Origin of the sequence: Kitasatospora sp. NPDC127116 (assembly GCF_042677365.1) — a bacterium.
GTDB lineage: Bacteria > Actinomycetota > Actinomycetes > Streptomycetales > Streptomycetaceae > Kitasatospora > Kitasatospora lactacystinica.
In genome coordinates, this window is sequence record NZ_JBHXTL010000099.1 from 21,656 (window position 1) to 38,797 (window position 17,142).

Genomic DNA, 17,142 nt, shown 5'->3' on the forward strand with positions numbered 1-17,142 from the left:
CGGGTGCGGTCGGTGTGCGGAGGGTCTCCACTGGAGGTGTCCGGCCGTACGGGCCGCCGCTGGAAGGGACCTGCCATGACCACTGTCACCGCCGTCGTCGACGTCGACGAGCCGCTGGAGCGGACGGTCCGCCCGGTGGCCGTCGCCTGGCGCCGGGACCGCCCCGGGCCGCCGGAACCGGCCCCGGCGGCGGACCGGGAACGCACCCGTCCGGCGCACTGCCGGTTCGCGATGCACTACGAGGACTGACACCCGGACCGACACCCGGACCGACACCCGCCGGAGCACCCCGTCGCCCACGCGCCCGCCCACAGGAGTAGCCGCCATGACCCAGCTCGTCGCCCGGCCCGTCACCGCCCCCGCCCCCGCCCCCGCGTCCGTCACCACCTCCGCCGATGCGCTCGGCGGCCCCTGGCCCGCCTCGGCGCGGCCCGGCCGGGGAGGCGAGGTGCTGGTCGGCGGTGTGGGACTGGCGGAGGCCGCCGAGCGGTTCGGCACCCCGCTGTACGTGCTGGACGAGGCCGAGGTCCGGGGCCGGGCCCGGGCCTACCGGCGGGCGCTGCCGCACGCCGAGGTGCTGTACGCGGCCAAGGCCTTCCTGTGCAGCGCGATGGCCGACTGGGTGGAGCAGGAGGGGCTGGGGCTGGACGTCTGCTCGTCGGGCGAGCTCTGGCTGGCCGTCTCGGCCGGCTTCCCGGCGCAGCGGATCCTGCTGCACGGCAACGCCAAGTCCCCGGAGGAGCTGCGGCTGGCGCGGCGGCTGCGGGTCGGGCGGATCGTGATCGACGGCCCGGCGGAGATCGCCCGGCTGGCCGCGCTGGTGGCGGCGGACACACCGCAGAAGGTGCTGGTCCGGGTGGTTCCCGGGATCGCCGCCGGGCACCACGCGGCGGTGCGCACCGGGGTCGGCGGGCAGAAGTTCGGTTTCCCGATCGAGGGCGGTGACGCGGCGGACGCCGTCGCCCGGGTGCTCGACCAGCCGGGCCTCGAACTGGCGGGACTGCACTGCCACCTGGGCTCGCAGATCACCTCGGTCGAGCCGTACCTGCTCGCGGTGGACGCGCTGGTGCGGCTGCTCGCCGAGGTGCGGGAGCGGCACGGCGTGGAACTGCCGGAGCTGGACCTCGGCGGCGGCCACGGCATCCGCTACCTGGCGGGGGACGAGGCGCTGGACCTCGCCGGGTTCGCGGTGCGGGTGACCGACCGGCTGGCGGTGCGCTGCGCGGAGGCCGGGCTGGAGGTGCCCCGGCTGATCGTCGAACCCGGTCGCGCCGTGGCCGGTCCGGCCGCGGTGGCCGTGTACCGGGTGCTGTCGGTCAAGCACTCGGCCGACGGCCGCTGCTTCGTCGCGGTGGACGGCGGCATGAGCGACAACCCGCGCCCGGCGCTGTACGGATCGCCGTACGCGGTGCGGCTGGTCGGCCGCCGTTCGGAGGCGGGGGAGGCGAGGGTGGACGTGGTGGGCCGTCACTGCGAGGCCGGGGACGTGCTGGTGCGGGACGCGGCGCTGCCCGCCGACCTGCGCCCGGGCGACCTGCTGGCGATGCCGGCGGCCGGTGCGTACCAGCTGTCGATGGCGTCCGGCTACAACCTGGTCGGCCGCCCGGCCGTGGTGGCGGTGAAGGACGGCCGGGCGCGGCTGCTGATCCGGCGGGAGACGGTCGAGGACTTCCGCCTGCGCGAGGTCGGCCGCTGACGGCTGACGGCTGACGGCTGACGGCGGACGGCGGTGGCGCGGAAAGTCGGCCGGGCCGACTTCCCGCGCGGAAAAAGCAGGTGGGAGGCCCTGTCCGCCGTTGATAGGGTCCCGCCCCGTGACGAACTGGCGCGAGATCCACGAGAACGACTGTGCACTCCCCCCGGGGCGCGGGCTGGACGACCTGACCGCGGAGCTGGCGGAGGCTCTGGGGAGCCCGGACCCCGAGATCAGGGACGGTTACCCGTACGCGGTGCTGGACGCCTGGATACGGAGCGGGGTGATCGACCGCGAGCGGTGTCTGGCGCTCGGTGACCTGATGGCGGAGCGCTTCACCGATCCGCGGATCGAGGCGCGGACCTTCGCCCCGCTCGTCCTGAGGATGATCGTGAACCGGGGCGGTGCCGGGCCCGGGTGGCTCGACGCGTTCGCCGCCTGGTACCGCGCGGAGGCCGACCTGCGGGGCCGTGACGACACGCTCGGCTGGCTGCACGCGGTGGCGCACGGCGCGGACCTGCTGGGGGCCTTCGGCCTGCGGCCCGAGGTCGACCCCGGACCGCTGCTCGGGCTCGCCGCCGAGCGCCTGCTCGCCCCGACGGAGTACCTGTTCGCGGAGCGGGAGGACGACCGGCTCGCCAAGGCGGTGGCCCTCGTCCTCACCCGCCCCGACCTGACGCCGGAGCGGTCGACCGCCTGGCTGGCACCGATCGCCGAGGCCCTCGCCCCGTACGAGTACGGGCCGATGCCGGTCTGGGCCTCCAACGCCGTCCGCACCCTGCGGGCCCTGTACCTGCTGGCGGACCTCGGGGTCTGCGCGGAGCGCGGCGGCCGCCCCGTCCCGCTCGCCCACGGCGAGGTGGTCAAGGCCCGGGTGGCCGAGGTGCTGCGCCTGCCGCTCCGACAGGCCGGGGACGGGATCCCCACCCGGTCCGAGGGCGCCTGACGCGTCCCCCAATGTGACTGAACAGGACCGCTTCTGTCGGTTTGTCATCCCTGACGCATGAGGTAATTGATGCGAACTCGACCATTTGTGGCGGGCCGCTGTTAGGCTGCGCGACTGAATACGAACTCTCCACGATGTAAAAGGACTTGGAAGAGAGGGTGAAGGATCGCTCCTTCGCCGCCGCCGCCGACACCCGAGGAGCCACGTGAGACCCGAAGACGTCCCCCTGTTGTTCCAGGAGTTGGCCCGCGAGTTCGCCGACGTCACCGACATGTCGGTGGCGGCGACCGGTTCCCTCGCCCGCGGCGACCACCGCACCGGGCCGAGCGGAGACGTCGTCTCCAACCTCGACCTGGTACACGTCGTGGCCGAGGACGCGGACGTGCCGGAAGTCCGCGACGTGGTGGGACGGAGGATGCGGCGGATCTCCGACACCTTCCGGATCGAGACGACGTCCGTCATCGCCAGGCTCCCGGCGTTCCGGCTGGCCGGCCACGCCCACTACCGGATCAGCATGAGGCCCGAGTGGTTCTGCGACGGCCTCGCACTCGGGCCGGAGGGCTTCGACCTGCCGGGCCGCGACGACGGCGACCCGCACGGGGCACTGGCCTGGATGATGCAGCCCGTCCCCTACTACCTGGCGAAGGCGACGGCCGTGGACCCGACGACCAACCTCGCCAAGGCCCGCAGGGCCGCGACGCGGCTGGCCGACCGGTTCGACCTCAAGGGGGTGCGCGACGGCCTCGACGACCTCCCGCACGCCCTGCGCGCCCTGATCGCCGAGCGCGGCGTCACCCCGCTCGAATCCACCGCGCGCTACCTCGCCACCCCCACCCACCCCGCCGTCGCGCAGCTCGTCCGCGACGCGGTCTTCGTCGAGAGCATGGGCCTGTCGTCCGCCGACTCGATGGTCGTCCTGCTGCCGTCCGCCCCGAACTGACCACCACCGGAGAGCACCCCATGTCCACCCGGCAGCACGTGGAGATCCTGCCCCCGCACCCCTTGCGGGCCGGCTACGACAGGTCCTTGGAACGCGGGTCGATAGCCGACGACTTCCAACGGCGCCTGGAGCCCGCCAACTTCAACCCGGGCTACCTCGGCGCCCTGACCGAGCGGGTCGAACTGGCCCTGGGCCGGGACCCGGCGGACGAGACCATGCGCTGGCGCCTGGCGTTCCTGCTGCTCCAGAACAACGCCACCGCGGCCGCCGTCGAACGGGCCGAGGAGCTGCTCGCCGGAGCCGTCCTCCCGCAGAGCCGGCGGCTGGCCCACCTGGTGGCGGGGATCCGGAGCCGGGCCGACCAGCCGCGCACCGGACGTGGCGTCCGGCGGGTCAACTGGTCGATCAACAACCGCTGTCCGATGTCCTGCCAGGGCTGCTACAACCCGTTCGCCGCGGAGCAGATCGACCTCCCCCAGGCGGACCGGATCATCGCGAAGCTGGCCGCGCACGGGACCACCGACCTGGTGCTGGCGGGCGGCGACCCGCTGCTGTGGCCGCCGATCTTCGACGTGGTCGACCACGCGATCGCCGCCGGCCTCAAGGTCGGCCTCGACACCACCGGATACACGCTCACCGCCGAGAAGCTCGACCGCCTCCGCGGCCTGTCCTCGCTGCGGCTGCCGCTGGACGCCGTCACCGCGGACGTGCAGCGGGCGTTCCGCCGCAGCCCGGACGCCGACCTCCTCCGGGCGCTGCTGGAATCCCTCGCCCTGTGCGACGCCGAGGGCTTCGACCGGGTGCGGGTGCACACCGTGGCGAGTGCCGAGAACCTCCACCAACTGCCGGAGCTCGCCGCCGAGATCATGTCCCACCCTTCGGTCGCCCAGTGGGTGATCTTCCAGTGGTGGGGCCGGCGGGCGTCGCCGGCCACGGTCCGCAGGCTCGGGGTGGCGGTCGAGGACGTCCGCGCGGTCGTGGACGGGATCCGGCGCGACCACCCCGGCCGGGAGATCCACCTCGCGGAGAGCAGCGAGCGGGAGCTGCTGAACTGGATGATCCAGTCGAGCGGGCAGGTCGTCACCTTCGGGTCGGGCGCGGAGGAGGAGTTCATCCTGGGCAACCTCCTGACCGACGAGGTCGAGGAGATCCTGACCCACCCGATCCTGGACTTCGAGGCCATGTCCCGCGGGATCCCGGTCACCCCGGGAACGCGCTTCCCCGGCGCCGACGGAGGCGCCCCGTAGGCGGCGGACCGGACCTGACCCCTCGCCGGCGGGCACCGGGCGCTGCGCGGTGCCCGCCGGCGGCGGTCGGATCAGGCGGCGAGCAGGTACCAGCCCCCGAGGCCGCTGCACATGCTCGCGTTGTAGGTGCCCGCGCGGAAGCCAGCCGGAACGGGCTGGTAGGGGCACATGTACTCGCCGACGCGGGCCAGTTGCTGGTACCACGAGCCGATGTTGCCGCAGCCGGAGTTCATGTGGCCGGTGAGCACGTAGCCGGGCGGGATCGGCGAACCCGCGCAGGTGTACTGGCCGTCGCGGGGCAGCTCCAGGTACCAGTAGTCGATGCCGCTGCAGCCGGTGGCGTTGTGGAGGGTGATCACGTAGCCGGGGGGAATCGGAGAGGTGGCGCAGGTCCAGATGCCGTTCTGCACGGGCTGGATGTACCAGGCGCCGGCCTTGTTGCACCCGCTCGGCTGGCGCTGGGTGATCACGTAGCCGTCCGGTACGGGCGTGCCGGGACAGACCCACCCGGGGGAGGCCTGGGCGGCGGCGACCGGTGCCGCCGCCGGTGCCGCACCGGCCGTGCCGGCGGCCGTGCCGGTGAGGACGGCCACCAGCAGGGTGACCACCCCCACCGCGGCGGCGAGCCGGCCCCGGACTGCCGCCGTCCATGAACGACCGAGCACGTGGCGATACTTGATGTTCACTTCTCACCAGTCCAATCGACGGGTCCGCGAAGCGCCGCGCGATGGCCGTACGACGCCGTGCCGCGGAGCTGGACCGACCCTAGTCGGACGGACGGTGGGGCCGGTCGAGACTGGACGAATACATGACAAACCTGGCCGGAAAGCGACCCGGACCCCTCCCGCCGGGTCGAGTCACCCGCTGATAACGGAACGGTTGCGGAGCCCGCCGTTCCCCTCTCCAGGGCTTGACGGCACGGGGAGGGCGGGCGTTTGCTGTGTCCGCTCGTTCGAACCTGTTTGGTTCTGGTCTGTTTTGTGTGTTTGAACGTTCAAACGGACCCGAGCGACCCCCGTCGCACCTGTCACACCCACCACCCCCTGCGCATCACAGCCTTCCGGCGCCACCCCACCGAGAGGAATGCAATGTCACACCTTTCTCGTCGCGACCTTCTCCGCGCCTCCGGAGCCGGCCTGCTGGCCGTCGCCGCCGGCGGCACCCTCGCGGCCTGCGGCGGCGGCTCCGGCTCGGGAGGCGCCGCCGGCGGGGACGCCGACACCGGCACGATCACCGTCTGGTCCTGGGCCACCGCCGCCGACGCCCTGCGCGGCATCGTCCCGGCCTTCGAGAAGGACAACCCGGGGATCAAGGTCGACGTCCAGGACATCGGCGAGCCCGCCATCTGGGACAAGATCACCGTCGGTCTGGCGGCCGGCGGCCAGGGCCTCGGCGACGTCCTCCACATCGGCTGTGACTACCTGCCCGGCTACCAGGAGAAGTTCCCCGGCGGCCTGGCCGACCTCTCCGCGCTCGGCGCCGACGCCCACAAGGACAAGTTCGCCAAGGGCCTGTGGCCGGTCGTCACCGGCAAGGACGGCCACGCCTACGCGCTGCCCTGGGAGGTCAACGCGCTGGGCTTCTTCTACCGCAAGGACTACTTCGACAAGGCGGGCATCGACCCCGAGACCTTCGCCACCTGGGACGACCTGCTCGCCGTCGCCGACCGCTTCAAGGCCGCCAACCCCGGCATCGCGCTGATCGGCGTCAACCGGGCCGCCAACCCCACCCCCGACCTGGACTTCCTTCAGGGCCTGATGCAGCTCCAGGGCGCCTTCTACTTCGACCTCCAGGGCAAGATCACCGTCGCCTCGGAGCCGGCCGTGCGGGCCCTGACCATCATCAAGCGGCTGGACGAGGCCGGGCTGATCGGTGACACCCCCGGCGTCCAGAGCTGGCAGCCGGTGATGAAGAGCGGCAAGCTCGCGGTGGCCGCGATGCCCACCTGGGTCGCGCACTACCTGGAGAAGAAGTTCCCCGACCAGAGCGGCAACTGGCGCCTCACCAAGCCCCCGGCGGTCACCCCCGGCGGCAAGCGCACCGCGCTGGTCAACTCCACCCACCTGGCCGTCGCCGCCTCCAGCCCGCGCCGCCGCGCCGCCTGGAAGTTCGTCGAGTACGCGCTCACCCGCACGGCCTCGGTCAACACGATGTTCAACGCGGGCGGCGTCTTCCCGGCCCTCACCGAGGCCTACGCCGACCCGATGTACGCCGCGCCCAGCGCCTTCTACGGGGGCCAGGCGGTGCTCAAGACCTTCACCGACCTCGCCATCGAGGGCGGCGACCCCACCAACTACTCCGGCGACTACGCCCGCGCCCTCAAGCTCGTCAGCGACGCCCAGACCAAGGTCCTCCTCAAGGGCGCCGACCCGGCCGCCGTCCTCCAGGACGCCGCCAAGCAGCTCGCCCAGCAGACGGGGCGCGGTATCGCATGAGTGCCGCCAGCCCGACCTCCGCCGCCCTCGCCGGGAAGGCCCGGCCGAGCCGCCGGCGGCGCACCGCCCTGCCGTACCTGCTGCTCGCCCCGGCCCTGCTCACCTTCGGCGTGTTCAAGGCCTACCCGATCATCGAGTCGCTGTGGCTCTCCTTCACCACCGGCGCCGGCGCCGCCACCCGCAGCGCCGGCATCGCCAACTACCAGCGGCTGCTGGACGATCCGCTGTTCTGGACGGCCCTGCGCAACACCGGCGAGATCCTCGTCGTCCAGGTCCCGCTGATGCTCGGACTGGCCCTGCTGATGGCCGTCGGCATCAACTCCGCGGTGGTGCGCTGGCGCACGGTGTGGCGACTCGGCGTCTTCATGCCCTCGGTCACCGGCCTGGTCGCCACCGGCGTGATGTTCGCCTACCTGCTCAAGTCCGACGACGGCGCGGTCAACTGGGTGCTGAACGCCGTCGGCCTGCCCTCCGTCGACTGGCTGGGCCAGCCGGTCTGGGCCCGGATGGCCGTCGTGGTGGTGCTCACCTGGCACTACACCGGCTACAACGCCGTCATCTACCTCGCCGGACTCCAGTCCATCCCGAAGGAGTTGTACGAGGCCGCGATGGTCGACGGCGCCGGTCCGATCCGCCGCTTCACCTCGATCACCGTCCCCGCGCTGCGTCCGGTGCTGCTGTTCACGGTCGTGCTCTCGACCATCGGCACGCTCCAGCTCTTCGACGAGCCGTACGTGCTGACCGGCGGCGGGCCGGACAACGCCACCCTGACCGTCTCCATGTACCTGTACCAGAACGGCTTCCGGTACTTCGACTTCGGCTACGCCTCCGCCATCGCCTACGCGCTCACCCTGATCGTGTCGGTGCTCGGCGCCCTCCAGATGCGCCTGATGGGAGAGCGCGACAAGTGACCTCCAAGACCACCACCCCCCAGACCACGACGCCCGGGACCACGACGCCCGGGAGCACGACGCCCGAGGGCGCGACACCCCGGAGCGCTGCGCCCGGGGGCGCGAACCCCAGGAGGGCGAACCCCCTCAAGAAGCTGCGCGGCTGGCCGCTCACCTTCTTCCTGGCCGGCATCACCGGGCTGTCGATCGCCCCCTTCTACTGGCTGGTGGTCTCCGCCACCCGCAAGGACACCGAGGTCTTCGACTGGCCGCCCAAGCTGCTGCCCGGCGGGAGCCTCGGCGAGAACCTGAGCCACCTCCAGCAGAAGATCGGCCTGCTCCGGGTGATCGGGAACTCCGTGCTGGTGGCGGGGGTCCAGACGCTGGGCGCCCTCGTCGTGGCGCTGCTCGCGGGCTACGCCTTCGCCAAGTTCCGCTTCCGCGGCCGCACCCTGCTGTTCGCACTGCTGCTGTCCACCCTCGTGGTGCCCGAACAGGTCACGCTGGTACCGCTGTTCAAGATGATGACGAACTTCGGCCTGCTGGACACCTACCAGGCGCTGATCCTGCCCGGCCTGTGCGTGCCGTTCGCCATCTTCCTGATGCGGCAGTCGCTGAGCAGCCTGCCGGACGAACTCCTGGACGCCGCCCGGGTCGACGGCGCGGGCGAGATCCGGGTGCTGTTCAGCGTGGTGGTGCCGGTCATGCGGCCGGTGCTGGCGGCGCTGTCGATCTTCCTCTTCCTGGGGTCCTGGAACCAGTTCGTCTGGCCGCTGATCGCCCTTCGCAGCCCCGAGATGCACACCCTGCCGGTCGCCCTGGCGACGCTGCACGGCAACAAGTCCAACACCGACTACGGCGCGATCCTCTCCGGCACCGCGCTGTCCACCCTGCCGATGATGGTCCTCTTCCTGGTCCTCCAGCGGCAGTTCATCTCCGGCCTGCTGGCCGGCGCCACGAAGGGCTGACCATGACCGAGAGCACGACCGAGAACAGGAACGAGAGCACGACCGGGAGCCCGAGCGGGAGCACGGGCGGGACGACGACCGGCACCGACGACGTCTGGGAGCCGCACGCCCCCACCGCCGCCGGCGGCCTGCGCCGGCTGTACGCCGACGGGCTGGACCTGCGGGTGAGCGGCACCGGCACGGCCCGGGGCATCGCCGACGGGGTGGTGGAGGTGACCGCCGAGGGCGCGGGCGAGGTGCGGATCGAGTGGCGCGTGCCCTGCGTGGACGCCACCGCCCTGTGGACCCCCGAGCCGCGCGGCACCGGCCGGCTGCCCGCCGCCTGGAGCGCCCCGCGCCGCACCTCGCTGGCCAACGGCGCGCCGATCGCCGCACTGGTCGGCACCGGGGACGTCGCCCTGTGCGCCTTCGCCGCCGGGCGTCCGGACGTGCTGACCGGGGCCGGAGTGGTCGAGGAGACCGGCGAGTTCCGGTTCTGGGCCCAGGCCACCGACCGGCTCACCGTCCGGATCGACACCTCCCGCCGGCACTTCGGGCGCGCCCTGGCCGACCTCGCAGCCTGGTGGGGCGAGGGCCGCACGGCCGACATCCCGGACGCCGCCCGCCGCCCCGCGTACTCCACCTGGTACTCGATGCACCAGGACATCACCCCCAAGGGCGTCGAGACCCAGGCCGCGCTCGGCAAGGAGCTGGGCCTGGACGTGATCATCGTGGACGACGGCTGGATGACCGCCGACCGCACCCGCGGCTACGCCCACTGCGGCGACTGGGAGCCGGTCTCGCTGCCCGACACCGCCGCCCACGTGCGGCGGGTGCACGACCTCGGCGTGCGCTACATGCTCTGGTACGCGCTGCCGTTCATCGGCAAGGACAGCGCCGCGTACCGGGAGATCGGCCACCTCGCGCTGGCCGACGCCGCCCACATGGGCGCGATCGTCGCCGACCCGCGCCACCCCGAGGTCCGGGCCTTCCTCACCGACCGGCTCGCCCGGGCCGTCGAGGAGTGGGGCATGGACGGCCTCAAGGTGGACTTCGTCGACTGGTTCGCCCGCGCCGCCGAGAGCGCCGACGCCCCGCCGGCCCGCCCCGGCGCGGACTGCGCGACCGTCGACGAGGGCGTGGAGCGGCTGCTCGCCGGGATCCGCGGCCGGATCACCGCCGCCGACCCGGAGGCGATGATCGAGCACCGCCAGCCGTACGTCAGCCCCGGCCTGTGGCCGTACGCGACCATGATCCGCGCCACCGACTGCCCGCTCAGCCCGCAGGAGAACCGGCAGCGGACCGTCGACGTGCGGCTCGCGGCCGGGCCCGTCCCCGTCCACGCCGACATGCTGATGTGGCACCAGGGCGAGCCGCCGGAGCAGGTCGCCTGCCACCTGATCAACGTGCTGTTCTCGGTGCCGCAGATCTCCGTCGACCTCGCCGCGCAGAGCGAGGCCCAGCGCGAGACCATCGCCTTCTGGCTCGGCGTCTTCCGCGAGCACACCGCCACCCTCCAGCTCGGCGAACTGCTCCCGGCCCGCCCGGACCTCGGCTACCCGATGGTCACCGCGCGCGGCGCCGACACCGTGGCGGTGGCCCGCTACGCCGCACTGCCGGTGGACGTCTCCGGCGGGGACTGGCGCACCCTGCTGGTCGCCAACGCCGACGCCGACCCGGACGTCCGGCTCACCGGCGGCCGCGGGCAGGTGGCGGTGACGGTGCAGGACGCCCGGGGGCGTATCGTCCGGCAGGGCGAGGTCGAGCTGGACCGGGCGGACGCGATCGTGGTGCCGCGCGGCGGACTGCTGACCCTGCGCCGGGCCTGACCTCGCGTCGGGCCTGCCCCTGCGCCGGGCCCTGACCCCGCGTCGGGCCCGGTCCCGCGCAGGGCCCGACCCGCTCGGGGCGGCGGACCGGCGCCGGCCCCGTCGTCCCGAGCCCCGACCACCCCTGGAGGACCGCATGCCCGAGGGACCGCACCGGCCGCGCCGTGGCGCCGCCACGATCGAGGAGGTCGCCCGGGCGGCCGGGGTCTCCCGGCAGACCGTCTCCAACACGCTGAACGCGCCGCAGCGGGTCCGCCCGGAGACCCTGGAGCGGGTGAACGCGGCGATCCGCGAACTCGGCTACCAGCCCGACCAGTCGGCCCGCTCGCTGCGCAGCGGTGCCCGCCGCACCATCGGCTACCTCGCCCCGGTGGACGACCCGCTCGACCCGAACCCGCTGATGGCCGGCTTCCTGGAGGCCCTGGTCGACGCGGCCGGGGCGGCCGGGCAGCGGGTGCTGCTGTTCCGGCCGGGGCAGGGCGCGGCCGACCCGGCGGCGGCGATCGACGAACTGGTGGCGGCCCGCCAGGTGGACGGACTGGTGCTGGCCGACGTGCTGCACGAGGACGTCCGGATCGCCCATGCGGCCCGGCTCGGCGTCCCGTTCGTCAGCTTCGGACGGACCGGGCCCGGGCAGCCGCAGCACTGGGTGGACATCGGCAACGAGGCGGCGATGGCCGAGGTGGTGCGGCACCTCGCGGCGCTCGGCCACCGCCGGATCGGCTACCTCGGGGCCGCCGAGGAGCTGCCCTGGATGGCGGCGCGGCGGGCCGGGTTCCTCGCCGAGGCCGACCGGCTCGGCCTGTCCGCGGTGGCGACGGGCACGGCGAGGGCCGGGGCCGTTGACGGAGCCGGTGACGGGGCCGGGGGAGCGGCCGGGGGCTCCGTGACGGCCTCCGTACGGGCGCTGCTGCGCGGGCCCGACCGGCCGACCGCCGTCGCGGCCGGCAGCGACCTGCTGGCACTGGACGTGTACGAGGCGGTCCGGGCGGAGGGGCTGGTGATCGGGCCCGGCGGGGTGGCGGTCACCGGGTTCCACGACACGCCGCTCTGCCGGCACCTCCATCCCGGGCTGACCTCGGTCCGGCTGCCGCTGCGGGCGATCGCCACGGCGCTGGTCGGCCGGCTGCTGGACCAGGTGCGCGGGCGGGCGGCGCCGGGCGAGGGGCTGGAGCTGCCCACCGAGCTGGTGGTGCGGGGGAGTTCGGGCCGCTCCGGCGGGACGCAGCGACCCGGCTGGTCGGGCTGGTTCGGCGAGCCGGGGCGGTCGGGTGAGCCGGGGCGGCCGGACCGGTCGGGCTAGCCGGGCCGGTTCGTGCGGTCCGCCGTCGCCGCCACGATCAGCTCGCCGACCATGCCCGCGGCGGCCGCCCGCTGCTCGGCGGGCAGGGCGTCGTCGGTGACCAGGACGTCCAGCTGGTCCAGGTCGGCGAAGGTGGCCAGGCCGACCGCGTTCCACTTGGTGTGGTCCGCGACCACGACCACCCGGCGGGCCGACCGGAGGAAGGCGCGGTTGGTCTCCGCCTCGGCGAGGTTCGGGGTGGTCAGCCCGGCCTCGGGGGAGAGCCCGTGGCAGCCCAGGATCAGCAGGTTGACGTGCAGGGAGCGGATCGCCCGGTCGGCCACCGGCCCGACCAGCGCGTCCGAGGGGGTCCGCACGCCGCCGGTGCGGATCACCGTGGCGGTGGCCGGCGTGCCGTCCTCGGCGGGCTGTTCCAGCAGCTCGGCGATCCGCAGCGAGTTGGTCACCACGGTCAGGCCCTCGACCGCGCGCAGGTGCCGGGCGACCGCGAAGGTGGTCGTCCCGCCGGCCAGCCCGACCGCCGAACCAGGCGGGACGAGCGCGGCGGCGGCCCGGGCGATCGCCTCCTTGGCGGGCAGCTCCCAGTGCGCCTTGGTCTCGAACCCGGGCTCGCCGGTGGCCGGCGCCTCGACCCGGACGGCGCCGCCGTGCACCTTGTGGACCAGGCCCCGGCGCGCCAGCGCGTCCAGGTCGCGCCGGACCGTCATGTCGGAGACCCCGAGGTCGCGGACCAGCTCGGTGACCCGGACCCCGCCGCGCTCGCGGATCTGCTCCAGGATCAGCACGCGGCGCTGTCCGGCGAGCGGTTGGGCGCTGTCAGCCATCGGGAGGCCTCCTTCGAGCACTTCGGCCACGTGCTCATGGTGGATAATGTTTGAGATTGTAGCTTTCTGTTGATTTACCCATGTCCAATGGCTTCACTCGGAGGAAGAAGGGCCATGCCCGGTACGTCCCTGACCCAGCCCACCGTCAGGACAGTGACCACCCTCGCGGACGGTCGGCAGCTGATCTACTACGACGGCGGCACCGCCGCCCCCCGGAGTGCGGTGGACGAACGGCCGCTCGACCCGCAGACCCCCGGTTCCGAGGTCCGGCTGGACCCGGCCACCGGCGACTGGGTCACCATCGCGGCCCACCGCCAGGCGCGCACCTACCGGCCGCCGGCCGAGGAGTGCCCGCTCTGCCCGTCCCGGGACGGGCGGCTCAGCGAGATCCCGGCCGAGGACTACCAGGTGGCCGTCTTCGAGAACCGCTTCCCCTCGCTGGCCGGCCCGCCCGCGGAGCCCGTCCGGGCGGCCGGGGGCCTGTGGACCAGCGGCCCCGGCGCCGGGCGCTGCGAGGTGGTCTGCTTCACCGCCGACCACGAGGCCTCCTTCGCCGACCTCACCCCCGAGCGCGCCCGGCTCGTCCTGGACGCCTGGACCGACCGCACCGCCGAACTCTCCGCCCTGCCCGGCGTGCGGCAGGTCTACTGCTTCGAGAACCGGGGCGCCGAGATCGGCGTCACCCTCGCCCACCCGCACGGCCAGGTCTACGCCCTGCCCTTCACCGCCCCGCGCACCGCCCGGATGGCCACCCGCGCCGCCGAACACCGCGCCGCCACCGGCCGCAACCTCTTCGAGGACCTGCTCGCCGCCGAACGCGCCCACGGCGACCGCATCGTGCTCGCCGGGACGCACTGGACGGCCTTCGTCCCCTTCGCCGCCCGCTGGCCGTACGAGGTCCACCTCCACCCGCACCGCCGGGTGCCCGACCTGACCGCGCTGGACGCCGAGCAGCGGGACGAATTCCCCGCCCTCTACCTGGAGTTGCTGCGCCGCTTCGACCGGCTCTTCGGCACCGGCCGCACCCCGTACATCTCCGCCTGGCACCAGGCCCCGGCCGGACAGCGGGACGAACTCGCCCTGCACCTGGAGCTGTTCACCATCCGGCGCGCCGCCGACAAGCTCAAGTACCTGGCCGGGGTGGAATCCGGCATGGACGCCTTCGTCAACGACGTCACCCCCGAGGACGCGGCCCGCCGGCTGCGGGAGGTCGCCGCATGAACACCTTCGAGCAGCTGTACGGCCGCCCCTCCGAGGGGGAGTGGGCCGCCCCCGGCCGGGTCAACCTGATCGGCGAACACACCGACTACAACCTCGGGTTCGTCCTCCCCATCGCCCTGCCGCGGACCGTCCGCGCCCAGGCCGCCCGGCGGGAGGACGGACTGCTGCGGCTCTGGTCCGCCCAGGGCGGCGCCCTCGTGACGCTGAAGGTGGACGACCTCGCCCCCGGCTCGGTGCCCGGCTGGGCCGGCTACCCGGCCGGGGTGGTGTGGGCGCTGCGCGAGGCCGGGCACCGGGTCGGCGGGGCCGACCTCCGGCTGGACAGCGACGTGCCCGGCGGCGCCGGGCTCTCCTCCTCCGCCGCCCTGGAGTGCGTCGTCGCCGCCGTCTGCAACGACCTGTACGGGCTGGGCCTGGCGGGCCCGGAGCTGGCGGTGCTGGCGCAGCGGGCCGAGAACGCCTTCGTCGGCGTGCCCTGCGGAATCATGGACCAGATGGCCTCGATGTGCTGCCGCCCCGGGGCCGCCCTGTTCCTCGACAGCCGTGATCTGACGATGCGCCAGGTGCCCGTCGACCTCGCGGGCGCGGGCCTCGCCCTGCTCGTCCTGGACACCCGGGTGAAGCACGACCTCGGCGACGGCGCCTACGCCGCGCTGCGGGCCGGCTGCGAACGCGCCGCCGCCCTGCTCGGGCTGCCCGCGCTCCGCTCGCTCCAGCAGTCCGGACTGGCCGAAGCGCTCGCCCGGCTCCCCGAGGACCTGGTTCCCCTGGTGCGCCACGTGGTCACCGAGAACGCCCGGGTGGAGGCCGCCGTCGCCCGTCTGGACGCCGGCGACCCCGCCGCGCTCGGCCCGATCCTCACCGCCGGGCACGCCTCGCTGCGCGACGACTACCGGGTCTCCTGCCCGGAGACCGACCTCGCCGTCGACGCGGCCCTGGCCGCCGGCGCCCACGGCGCGCGGATGACCGGCGGCGGCTTCGGCGGCTCGGTCATCGCCCTGGTGGACGCGGACACCGCCGAGCGCGTCGCCGCCGAGGTCACCGCCGCCTTCCGCGAAGCCGGGTACGCCGAGCCGCGCACCCTCACCGCCGTCCCGGCGGAGGGGGCGCGCCGGCTCCGCTGAACCGCTCCGCCGGGCGGGGGCTCGGGACAGGCCCTACGCCCGGTGGGCGGCCGGGCGCTCCCGGGAGGCCTCCGCGAGCGCCCGGGTGACCGCCTCGACCCCGGCCCGCAGCCCGTACACCGGGGTGGCCGGCTGCTGGCGCCAGGACTCGTCGATCCCGCCCGCGTCCACGGTGTCGAAGCCCAACGCGTCGACCAGCTCCCGCACCACCCGCTTGGCCGCCTCGTCGTCCGACGCGACCGGCACGGCGATCCGCTCCGGGTCCCCGGCCGGGCGCGGGCGCTCCAGCAGGTCCTGGGCGTAGGTGCCGTTGAACACCTTCACCACCCGGTGCCCGAGGTGCTGCTCCGTCCACCGGCTCTCGGTGAGCCCGCCGTCCTCGATCGCGTCGATCCGGCCGTCGCGCTCCTTCGGGTAGTAGTTGCCGGTGTCGATCACCGCGACGCCCTCGGCGGCGCCGTCCAGCAGCCCGGCGGGCAGGTCCGGCACGCGCTTCAGCGGCACCGTCACCACCACGACCTGCGCGTCCCGGGCGGCCTCGGAGACCGTCACCGCCGTCGCGCCGGTCTCCTCGACCAGTGCCTTGAGCGTCTCCGGGCCACGGGAGTTGGCCACCGATACCTCGTGCCCCAGCGACGTCAGCCGTCGCGTCAGGTTGCCGCCGATGTTGCCCGCGCCGATGATGCCGATCTTCATGGAAGTCCCTCTTCGCGAGTGCCGTATTGGACCGTCGCCCTGGCCCAACCGTCCGGTGATCGCGCCGATTCCCGGTTTGCAGGGTGGTTTTCCGGGACCCACGGTCGAGGCGGGCCTGGTGCCGTCCCGGCACCGGTCGCGAAGGTGAACGGCATGAGCCACACTTCCTCCGACGCCACCGCTCCTTCCGGCGCCACCGTCCCCGGCGACGCCGCCGCCACCCCCGACGCCACCGTCCCCGGCGACGCCACGGTCCTCGTCACCGGCGGCACCAGCGGCATGGGCCTCGCCACCGCCCGTCACCTCCTCGCCACCGGTGCCCGGGTCGTCGTCACCGGCCGCGACGACGCGCGGCTCGCCCGCGCCGCGGCGCGCCTCGACGCCGGCGACCGGCTGCTCACCGTCCGCGCCGACGCCTCCGTGGCGGCCGACCTCGCCCGGCTGGCCGACACCGTGCGGGAGCGGTACGGCCGGCTCGACGGGGTCTTCGCCAACGCCGGCGTGGCCGGCTTCCAGCCGGTGGACGAGGTGACGGAGGCCGAGTTCGACCGGATCGTCGCCGTCAACCTCAAGGGCGTGTTCCTCACCGTCCAGCACGCCCTGCCGCTGCTGGACGCCGCCGGCGGCGGATCCGTCGTCCTCAACGCCTCCTGGACCCCGCACCGCGGCCTGCCCGGCGCCGCCGTCTACGCCGCCACCAAGGCCGCCGTCCTCAGCCTCGCCCGCACCCTCGGCAGCGAACTGGCCGGCCGCGGCATCCGGGTCAACTCGGTCAGCCCCGGCTACATCGTCACCGAGATGTTCCACGCGGCCCTCCCGGACCCGGCCGACCACGAGGCGGTCCGCGGCCACGTCCCGCTCGGCCGCCTGGGCACCGCCGAGGACGTCGCGCAGACGGTCGCCTTCCTGCTCTCCGACCGCTCCTCGTACATCACCGGGCAGGACATCGTGATCGACGGCGGGCTCGTCCCGGCCTTCCCGTCCCTGACCGGCTGACCGCCCCGGCCCCGGGGTGGGGGGGCGCGGGGGGGGGCCGCGCGCGGCGCC

At 74.1% G+C, this 17,142-nt stretch carries 16 protein-coding genes; 13 read left to right on the forward strand and 3 right to left on the reverse strand.

The window, feature by feature from the left end; all coding sequences use genetic code 11:
* Window positions 1-75 precede the first annotated feature (75 nt).
* The 5 genes from ACFVHV_RS31270 (at window position 76) to ACFVHV_RS31290 (ending at window position 4,826) form a co-directional block, all read left to right on the forward strand.
* Window positions 76-249, forward strand: coding sequence for a hypothetical protein (locus ACFVHV_RS31270; protein WP_380355492.1), 174 nt, complete (start codon window positions 76-78; stop codon window positions 247-249).
* A 76-nt stretch (window positions 250-325) separates the two neighbouring features.
* On the forward strand, window positions 326-1,696 hold the full coding sequence (lysA, locus tag ACFVHV_RS31275; protein ID WP_380355494.1) for a diaminopimelate decarboxylase: 1,371 nt from the start codon (window positions 326-328) through the stop codon (window positions 1,694-1,696).
* Window positions 1,697-1,814: 118 nt separating this feature from the next.
* On the forward strand, window positions 1,815-2,639 hold the full coding sequence (locus ACFVHV_RS31280; RefSeq protein ID WP_380355497.1) for a DUF2785 domain-containing protein: 825 nt from the start codon (window positions 1,815-1,817) through the stop codon (window positions 2,637-2,639).
* Window positions 2,640-2,844: 205 nt separating this feature from the next.
* Window positions 2,845-3,579 (forward strand): hypothetical protein, encoded by a 735-nt coding sequence (locus ACFVHV_RS31285; RefSeq protein WP_359898829.1) that lies wholly within the window; start codon window positions 2,845-2,847, stop codon window positions 3,577-3,579.
* A gap of 20 nt (window positions 3,580-3,599) precedes the next feature.
* Entirely contained in the window at window positions 3,600-4,826 is a 1,227-nt protein-coding gene (locus tag ACFVHV_RS31290) for a radical SAM protein (protein ID WP_380355500.1), read from the forward strand.
* A 71-nt stretch (window positions 4,827-4,897) separates the two neighbouring features.
* Here the strand turns inward: ACFVHV_RS31290 and ACFVHV_RS31295 are convergent, their stop codons facing one another.
* Window positions 4,898-5,512 carry a hypothetical protein gene (locus ACFVHV_RS31295; protein WP_380355503.1) on the reverse strand — a complete coding sequence of 205 codons (615 nt, stop codon included), beginning with the start codon at window positions 5,510-5,512 and terminating at the stop codon, window positions 4,898-4,900.
* A gap of 402 nt (window positions 5,513-5,914) precedes the next feature.
* Between ACFVHV_RS31295 and ACFVHV_RS31300 the strand changes: the two genes are divergently transcribed.
* The 5 genes from ACFVHV_RS31300 (at window position 5,915) to ACFVHV_RS31320 (ending at window position 12,230) form a co-directional block, all read left to right on the forward strand.
* Window positions 5,915-7,261 (forward strand): extracellular solute-binding protein, encoded by a 1,347-nt coding sequence (locus ACFVHV_RS31300; protein WP_359898823.1) that lies wholly within the window; start codon window positions 5,915-5,917, stop codon window positions 7,259-7,261.
* Window positions 7,258-8,172 carry a sugar ABC transporter permease gene (locus ACFVHV_RS31305; protein WP_359898821.1) on the forward strand — a complete coding sequence of 305 codons (915 nt, stop codon included), beginning with the start codon at window positions 7,258-7,260 and terminating at the stop codon, window positions 8,170-8,172. The genes ACFVHV_RS31300 and ACFVHV_RS31305 overlap by 4 nt, the downstream gene beginning before the upstream one ends.
* Entirely contained in the window at window positions 8,169-9,119 is a 951-nt protein-coding gene (locus ACFVHV_RS31310) for a carbohydrate ABC transporter permease (protein WP_380355507.1), read from the forward strand. Before ACFVHV_RS31305 ends, ACFVHV_RS31310 begins: the two co-directional genes overlap by 4 nt.
* Before the next feature lie 2 nt (window positions 9,120-9,121).
* Window positions 9,122-10,927, forward strand: coding sequence for a glycoside hydrolase family 36 protein (locus ACFVHV_RS31315; protein ID WP_380355510.1), 1,806 nt, complete (start codon window positions 9,122-9,124; stop codon window positions 10,925-10,927).
* Between the two features lie 136 nt (window positions 10,928-11,063).
* Window positions 11,064-12,230 (forward strand): LacI family DNA-binding transcriptional regulator, encoded by a 1,167-nt coding sequence (locus ACFVHV_RS31320; RefSeq protein WP_380355513.1) that lies wholly within the window; start codon window positions 11,064-11,066, stop codon window positions 12,228-12,230.
* Here ACFVHV_RS31320 and ACFVHV_RS31325 read toward each other — a convergent pair.
* Window positions 12,227-13,054: a DeoR/GlpR family DNA-binding transcription regulator gene (locus ACFVHV_RS31325; RefSeq protein ID WP_359898814.1), complete on the reverse strand. Its 828-nt coding sequence runs from the start codon at window positions 13,052-13,054 to the stop codon at window positions 12,227-12,229. The two genes, ACFVHV_RS31320 and ACFVHV_RS31325, sit on opposite strands and share 4 nt — an antisense overlap.
* 114 nt (window positions 13,055-13,168) lie before the next feature.
* Between ACFVHV_RS31325 and galT the strand changes: the two genes are divergently transcribed.
* Together galT and galK are read left to right on the forward strand one after the other, a co-directional pair.
* Window positions 13,169-14,275, forward strand: a complete 1,107-nt coding sequence (galT, locus tag ACFVHV_RS31330) for a galactose-1-phosphate uridylyltransferase (RefSeq protein ID WP_380355516.1) — start codon at window positions 13,169-13,171, stop codon at window positions 14,273-14,275.
* Window positions 14,272-15,399 (forward strand): galactokinase, encoded by a 1,128-nt coding sequence (gene galK, locus ACFVHV_RS31335; RefSeq protein WP_359898810.1) that lies wholly within the window; start codon window positions 14,272-14,274, stop codon window positions 15,397-15,399. Before galT ends, galK begins: the two co-directional genes overlap by 4 nt.
* A 33-nt stretch (window positions 15,400-15,432) precedes the next feature.
* On the opposite strand, the gene ACFVHV_RS31340 is transcribed toward galK, so the two are convergent.
* Entirely contained in the window at window positions 15,433-16,095 is a 663-nt protein-coding gene (locus ACFVHV_RS31340) for an NADPH-dependent F420 reductase (protein WP_380355519.1), read from the reverse strand.
* 153 nt (window positions 16,096-16,248) lie between these two features.
* Between ACFVHV_RS31340 and ACFVHV_RS31345 the strand changes: the two genes are divergently transcribed.
* Window positions 16,249-17,091: an SDR family NAD(P)-dependent oxidoreductase gene (locus ACFVHV_RS31345; RefSeq protein WP_380355521.1), complete on the forward strand. Its 843-nt coding sequence runs from the start codon at window positions 16,249-16,251 to the stop codon at window positions 17,089-17,091.
* The last annotated feature ends 51 nt before the right edge of the window (window positions 17,092-17,142 follow it).